The sequence below is a fragment of the Pseudomonas sp. 31 R 17 genome (assembly GCF_900004915.1).
Lineage (GTDB): Bacteria > Pseudomonadota > Gammaproteobacteria > Pseudomonadales > Pseudomonadaceae > Aquipseudomonas > Aquipseudomonas orientalis_A.
Window position 1 is genome coordinate 1 of sequence record NZ_CVTN01000066.1, and the last position, 7,471, is coordinate 7,471.

Sequence of the window (7,471 nt, forward strand, 5' to 3'; positions counted from 1 at the left end):
TCTTGTTTTTGTGTGGTGCAAACCAAGTTGCCGACTCATGCAGGCTTCTTCAATAACTCCAACTTCTTGATTTTTCGTAAGAAAAATCGGGGATTCCTCAGGGTCAGACCGCTATTCTTCTCTGACCTTTTTAATAGAAGGCAGGTGTTTTATGCCCTTAATTAAATTACTGATTTAATTCATGATTTCACTCACGACCATATAAACCTTCCTGCCCTTGCAAATTCAACTATTAGAATATTTCGGAAAAACCCAATAAGATAACATCCCGGTGATTAATGCACCTCCAAAAAAAGCAATTGAAGCAGTAAGCATGCTGTCCACAAAGCTGTAATCAGAACTATTACGAAGCAAATAACAGTCCGCCAAAAACATCCACAACGAAGCAACCACAGCTCCGCAGATCGAAACATTCCGGCAAGCTTTAAACGTTTTAGTTGGCTTAACAAAACTTATACAACATGCAAATACAAGGGAAGGAATAAAAAACACTAACTGCGTAAAAAACGGAGCAGTCAACAGGATTGAAAACGCTTCTCCCCCTCTGACTTGCCCCAGCAAACGAGCATCACTAAACAGACCTATCAGCATAATAATTAGAGAAATTGGCCCTATGATTAAACCTGCGAGAAAAGGACAAAATAAAAATACGAAAAATATTTTTATTGTCGGGTATTTCTTAACATTCATGGCGCGCACCCTTGGCTTGCTGAATAACCGAGCAACTCACATCCAAACTTAACTCTTGACTTATAATCCAAGATATCAATACCACCCTCTATACGCTGGGTTTCCACAAAAGGGATATATTTCATAAAACCATCGGCGCTGGTGGCTTCCTGAAAAATAGGGGTCAGACTATTCTTCTCATGCCCCTAACCGGCCACGACTGCACCATCCCAGCCCTGATCATCGACACCCAGGCACCCCTCGACGTCCTTCACGACGCCGCCGTGCACCGCATTCGGGCCGTCACCCAACTGCTGGAAAACCTGGCCTTCCGCGAACAACTCAGCAGCGATGCCGTCGTGCTTTCAGACTTCGCCCATTTGCTGGCCATTCCGCTGCGCGATGGGTGTGATTTGCTGGATGTCATCAGTCGCAGGCTCAATGCCGATCCGTCCTGAGTGAAAATCGGGCGGCCTTTGTGTCGCCCGCTTTGTGCGTGAGCAATCCAACCAAATAACCGGTCCACTTTTTTCGTCATTTCACACAGCAAACTTGATCACCAGAAAGATAATAAAGCCCCTCCAGTTTTCCGCAAATGGAAGGAAGACCAAAAAGCGGTTCTGAGGCATAAGAAATAGGCAACTCGGATCTAATCAAACCGGCGAACTCCGAACTTTCCCACGCGGGAGTTACTATACCGCTCCAAAAATTTACGGCCTCTCCCGTTTCAGACAATACAACAGGCTTTAAGTATTCAATTGCAACATTGGAGTCCCAATACAAATAACCGCAATACACAGTGCCATTTTCACCAAAAAAATCAGCTCGAACGATAATCTGAAAGTCTGAGCACGTTTCCTGTTCGACGAGGGGGCGTACAGTTAATTCGACCTCCACGGTGTCGTCCATCGGAAAGAACCAAACGCTACAACTACTAAGATCATCAATCGTCAGCTCACATACTTGTTTATCCGACATAACTCGCCGCGCCCCATGCAATTAAGCACAACAAAATAAGACAGATTTATTTGATACACTTTCCCAACTAAAATTTAAATAAATCTGTGCCATTTTCTCTCCACCCCCTTATAGCACCTACAACAAAAGTGGACAAATTTATTTAATAGGCTTTTCAACTCTAATTTAAATAAATTTGTCCCCTTGTTTTCAGTCCCCTTTTTTCATTTCCACATTATTGCTAACACACCCTCATCTCTACCCCAAAAAAATCTATCCTAACTTTTAAAATACAACACTTGGAAATACTTTACGAAACATATGCTGTATCGCTGGCAACCGGGCTAGCTCGTCCAACATTTCGGCAGCCGAAAGCGGCATATCGTAGGGTACCGTGCCACGGAGCAGTGCTATTCCATATAAAGCATATTCCTCGTTTTTAGAGTGACTCCAATTTGGAACATAGCCAATTACTTTGTAGATTTTGAAAATAGGCTCATCAATTTCAATCAAATCATATAAAAAATCTGGAGCTCCCTCCGCCCCTAAAAATCCTGCGCACCACGATTGTAACTCTGATCTATCAATAGCCTCGCAGAACAGACAGGTAATTACAAACCCTAAAAGCTCATCACTGTAACGCTCAGTTTTTTCTATAATCACTTTCCGCCCCCCCATAGCTTCACCACCTATGTGTCCAGTTTTGCTGTGAACAAAAGGGGACTGAACAAAAGGGGACAGATTTATTTAATATACCTTTCAATTCTAACTTAAATAAATCTGTCCCCTTTTCCTTTCAGCTCGAATTTAAACAAACCCGCCCACTTTTCCTGCTTATCTATTATTAAGATAACCTTTCAAATAATTTTTCTAAAAACTCTAAAAATGAGGAAGCAACAAATGATAATTCTGAATCACTATTTGGTGCAGCTTCATGATGCCACATCACCACGCCTGGATCGTCAGGAAACCGACTTTCACGATAGTCAAAACAGAGCGCGTCTCCATTCCCTAACACTGAGAAGATAATTAAATCTTGAACAAAGCCTTCTGGCGGATAACGGTACTTCATCTCCATTGTCTCAAATGTTCCTTCGATTTCACCGAAAGGCAAAAACATGCCAGCGCTGCTCATAACATCTTCGCCGAGTAGGCGATTATAAAACTTGAAAACGGGCTTATTTAAAATAAACGCGCCATTGAACCCTATTGAAATTTCTTTATATTTTTTTGGAAAAACTATCCCCGCCATTTTTTCAAAAGCGTCGATATCAGCAAAATCACCTTGGCCAAAATAAGAGTTAAAACTTACGCCTGCGAGCATTTTATTCCCCTTTACTCATCGATCCCCACCCGACGTGACGTTCACCACTGAAAAACCTCGGAAACCAGTTGCAACTTACAGAGTAAGGGGGATAGATATTATCTAATAGGTCTTGTACTGCCATAACAGATCTAAGTACATTTCCCCCACTCTTTTATTTTCGACAAACAAAGAACTTATCTTCACTGAGATACCCAATACCGCCTAAGCACCAAAATTCAAAATATGAACGAAAGTCAAAATCCAGATTTATTAAAGGCTGCCCCATATACCAAGCCAAATAATAATCAGCGGCAACTCCGTAAAGGGCCTCAAACAGTGCATACTCTTGCTCTGTTTTTAGCAACCTGCAATCCCTGACCTGATCCCCCACCAGTTCAAGTATCCAATTGCTGGGAATGTCTAATTTATCATAATCGTTAAATTGATCTTTGCTTCCATACAACAATTTTGCACGTTGGCATATCCCGTACAACTCGTCGTCTCCAAGAGACTTACAGAAACTTGCCTGAGCTTGCAACCAGAGTTTTGCCTTTTGCATCAATTCAAAGTCGCTAGATTCAATCGTCGGGCATAGATATAACTTATCTTCAAGCGTACCAGCTTGGATCACCTCATTCACGCGCGATACCAAATTGTCAGCTTGAGGAAAATAGCTTAACGCTTCAGTAATTTCAGCTAGAGAAGAATGCACTTTGAACAGCGCTAAAAAGTGCGACTTATCGAAGTAAGTTCTTCCCTCACAAAAAGCGCACCAGTCATTTAAAAGGGTAGGCATTAATTTCTTCCTCTTGGTAAATCCGGCAAAAGAGAAGGATCGATTTTCCATCGATCACGCAATGCCGTTACGCCCTTATTAAATTCGTTTAGGGACTTACTGTTATCAATAACAGCTTTTAGCTCATTGTGGAAAGCACCTGAAGCATTCCCACCGTGACCACCTGGTACCCCATCAATAGGGTTGACCCATGTCAATTCGGATGTTTTTGTTCTGAAACGCTGAATTTCACTCATCGGCACCCCCCATTGTTTGAATTCAGGAGCGCGACAAACCATACACCATTCATGCAAACCCCCTGGCTGACGAATTCTCGCCTCAATTGCCTCTCGGGTAGCCCTATTTTCCCAAAGCACGTCTAGCTCTGCTGGCGACAGGTCGTCAAACCAACGTGTGAAAGCGCCGTTACGAACGCTAGGCACTTTGCCGTCAGGCACAAGCTCTTGAAACGTCCGGTCAGTGTGGCTTTCGCTTACAGGCGATCCGGCAGAAGGCACCTCATGAATCGAACAGCTCCCCGCATTACAGGTATAACAAGGCCCAACGTTATGTACCCAAGTACTTAGCTTGCCAACATAGAACGTATGTCCAATATCCACTGTCAGGTTGTACGTTTTACCCTGCGACTGCAGCAGCTTTATTGATACAACGGAGATCGAAGCATCTTGCGTCGCTCCGTCCCCCAACGACTGCAGTTGATCACCCGGCTTGAGCTCTATAAGTGGCACAAAGCCTTTGCGCGCAGGGACATAGAACGGATGACCCGGCGTCACTTGCAAAGTCTCAGTGGTACCTTCATCGGCACTGCCGTTCTTCACAAGCGTCAACTGATAGATCGGCTGATCCGTGCGAATGTGGGTTGCTGAGACCTTCGAGGCGAACGGCTCACCACCTTCTTCAGGTTTGGTCCAGACGACATCGCCCACCCTGAGCGCGTCAATGGCTCGTTCACCATCAGGGGTGGCGACCATAGTCCCGGCGGCAAAACAGCATGGGCTATAGCCTGCTAATTTGGCCTGTGCTTGGTTGGCAAACTGTTCAGTCCCCTTACCCGCCGCCGCATCCAAGCCTCTACCAGCTGCTGACTCAAGGCCCTTTCCGGCAACAGTCTCTGCAGCCTTGCCAGCGATAGCCTCCGTACCTTTAACCGCTAATGCGTCGCGCGCTGCCAACTCTTTGATTGCGCTTAACAATGCTCCCTTGCCTACTCCACCTATGGGCATAAGCTCAGCAAGCAGCTTGAGATCAATATCTGAATTAATGCCACCACTTGCCAAAACACGTAGCCGGTCTATTTGCTCTGCTTGGGAGGCGGCGTCAGAACTGAGCGCGGCGATCTCAGGGAGTTTCGTGATAGCCGTACGCTCTCCGTATTGCTCGGACCACGCATCAGGCACAACCCCCATGCCACCAGGTTCGTTGTTGTAGGTTGTGTTACTTGAAGGATTGAACAGCAGCGAATCCTTGTACTGCTTTTCTGTGGACTTGAACGCAACGACCTGATCCCCGTTGGCAACAATGGGGCTGCCATCTCCCCAGGTCAGCAGGACTTTCTCGTTTTGCAGCTTGGTGATAACTCCCCGCGCAACAGTCAGGTCGTCACCTAATGCTTGCCCTTCAGGGTTAGAAGGACCGTAACCAGCCAGAATCCCTTGAAGCTCATTGTTGGTTTTCTGATCGACCTCGCCTCCGGCAACAAACGTTAGGAGCGCATCCCACTCAAAACCAGATCGGCTTTGACCTTTGGTGGCATCTAAACTCTTGGCCTCTTGAGCCAGTCGTTTCTCTTCTTGAACGTGCAACTTGCGGTTGTATGACTGTGCATTCCCGGCGATTTCCGAGCCCATGGCGACATCGCCATCAACACTCGCGGCAGCGACCAATCCCACCAGCTTCGAAGCCGCATTGACCAGACGATCGTGTTCCGCTGGATCATTGCCACTGAGCAAAGGCGACTTATCCAACGCCACAATAAGGGCTTCGTTAGCACCCGCAGCAATCGCTCCCGTTTTAAAGTCGCCGCCCATTGCTTCTGAAAGCAAACCACCTACAACAGCATGCAGTGCAGTTTTGCTCAGGCCGCTGTCTTGAAGTTTGAAGGCATTACCAAAATCACCAACGCCGGTGAACGCGGTCGCCTGCATTACATCGAAAAGGCTGCCCTTCATTGCATCCTTGAAGCTGCCTTGTCCAAGAGCTTCAGAGAGCGTTCCGCGTACGGCACCGCCAGCCAATTGAATCGTTCCAAAACGGCCAATCGCTGCGGGGTCATTCCAATGGGGTACGACGCTTGGTCCACTTACCTTGTTAGTTACAGGGTCGCTCTGCGCGCCAAACCAATTGCCACTGGCGTAATTCACAAAGCCCGCAGAAGCGCCCGCAATCAGTGACTGCTTCAAGCTGTCGCTGCTGAAGGTTTCCTTGAATGCGGCCCCCAAGTTGCCTTTATTGTTTATGGTGCTGACGACGCCGGTACTGGCAAGCGAGGTCAACGAGGCAGTCGCGATGACGTTGCCCAACCCTGCTGCAGTTCCTGCGACTGCTGCGGTGGTCGACGTCGCAGCGGTAGCGGCTGTCGCGGCAGCCATAGTAGAGCCGGCCCCTACAGCGCTACCTGCCGAAGCAGCTAGCGCACTGGCCGCTCCCGCCGTCAACACGGTGACAACGATAATAATTGCCAGCATTGCGCCTTGGCCGAGGCTGGAGTGGCTGTATTTAAAGGAGTCGTGCAACTCCTTCACATGCCGCCAATCCACATCCCCACGCTTCTCGGCTTCTTTCAACCAAGCCAACTGTGGGTCTGCTTTGACCATCACATCAATCGTCTGGCTAACCGTGTTCTGATCGATCTGTTTAATGTCGATCTTCAGCCCGTTGACCGCCTTGATCGCCAATTCACCCTGTGCCTTCAACTCACTCTGACGCAACGTCTCGTCGGTATTCCCCTTGCCCTTGGCGCTGGTCCAAGCCAGATCACCTTTGCTTTTCTCGTGACTCTCCTGGTGCAGGTCTTTGACTGCCTCGAACGTCACTGCACCACCACTGGTGATGGCCAGGTCCTTACCACTCTCAAGCTTGGCCCGCTGATACAGCTGATCACCGCCACTGACCAGCGACAGATCACCACCAGTCTTGATCTCAGTCCCCACATTCGTAACGCGGGTCACCTCATCGCGCTTGGTCTTCTTCGCGCCCCAGCCACCCTTCTCCTTCATGTCGTAAAGGCTGTAAGTGCTGTTCTGCGCCGCCAACAAACTCAACTTATCCCCGCTATACAGATAAGCCTCATTCCCCGCACTGATCCTGCTCGCCACAATCGTGGTATCACGCCCGGCCTGGCTGACAAAATCCCCACCCGCCGTCAGCACGCTTGCCACTTGGGTGGTCTGGTCGTCCGAGGTCTTGATGCGTTTTTTGCCGTGCTTTTCCTTGCCCTCGACGTTGTGCATGTCGCTGACCGAGGCGACGTTGAGGTCGCGGCCGGCGGCGATGTTGAGGTCTTTGCCGGCGGTGGCGGTGCTGCCGATGATGTTGACGTCTTGCCCGGCCTGCAGGTTGAGGTTGCCGCCCGCGGTGACGCTGGCGGCGAGGTTTTTGACGTCGGTGGTGATGCTGGATTTCTCGCCGTCGTCGCGGGTCTCGTGTTTGACGCGGGCGACGATGGTGCCGGCGCTGGTGTCGGTGAGGGTGCGCATGCCGACGCCGTCACGCACCTGGATGGCGGTGGTGTCGTTGGTGACGTC

The 7,471-nt window shown here is 48.7% G+C and carries 7 protein-coding genes; 1 reads left to right on the plus strand and 6 read right to left on the minus strand.

The window, feature by feature from the left end; genetic code table 11:
• Nucleotides 1-225: 225 nt before the first annotated feature.
• A complete protein-coding gene (locus BFP89_RS28595; RefSeq protein ID WP_141689097.1) occupies nt 226-690 on the minus strand; it encodes a hypothetical protein in 465 nt (154 codons plus the stop codon).
• Nucleotides 691-869: 179 nt separating this feature from the next.
• Between BFP89_RS28595 and BFP89_RS16190 the strand changes: the two genes are divergently transcribed.
• The gene (locus BFP89_RS16190; protein ID WP_057725484.1) at nt 870-1,127 is read left to right on the plus strand and encodes a hypothetical protein; all 258 of its coding nucleotides are present in this window, start codon (nt 870-872) and stop codon (nt 1,125-1,127) included.
• Between the two features lie 76 nt (nt 1,128-1,203).
• On the opposite strand, the gene BFP89_RS27590 is transcribed toward BFP89_RS16190, so the two are convergent.
• The 5 genes from BFP89_RS27590 to BFP89_RS16210 all read right to left on the minus strand — a co-directional run.
• Nucleotides 1,204-1,647, minus strand: coding sequence for a hypothetical protein (locus BFP89_RS27590; RefSeq protein ID WP_083208081.1), 444 nt, complete (start codon nt 1,645-1,647; stop codon nt 1,204-1,206).
• A 264-nt stretch (nt 1,648-1,911) separates the two neighbouring features.
• Complete coding sequence (locus BFP89_RS16195) at nt 1,912-2,289, minus strand: hypothetical protein (protein WP_256097357.1); 378 nt, start codon at nt 2,287-2,289, stop codon at nt 1,912-1,914.
• 181 nt (nt 2,290-2,470) lie between these two features.
• On the minus strand, nt 2,471-2,950 hold the full coding sequence (locus BFP89_RS16200; RefSeq protein ID WP_065886465.1) for an SMI1/KNR4 family protein: 480 nt from the start codon (nt 2,948-2,950) through the stop codon (nt 2,471-2,473).
• A 154-nt stretch (nt 2,951-3,104) separates the two neighbouring features.
• The gene (locus BFP89_RS16205) at nt 3,105-3,728 is read right to left on the minus strand and encodes a hypothetical protein (RefSeq protein ID WP_065886466.1); all 624 of its coding nucleotides are present in this window, start codon (nt 3,726-3,728) and stop codon (nt 3,105-3,107) included.
• Nucleotides 3,728-7,471: DUF637 domain-containing protein (locus tag BFP89_RS16210; protein ID WP_256097358.1), on the minus strand; the 3,744-nt coding region annotated here is incomplete at its 5' end. The genes BFP89_RS16205 and BFP89_RS16210, both read right to left, overlap by 1 nt.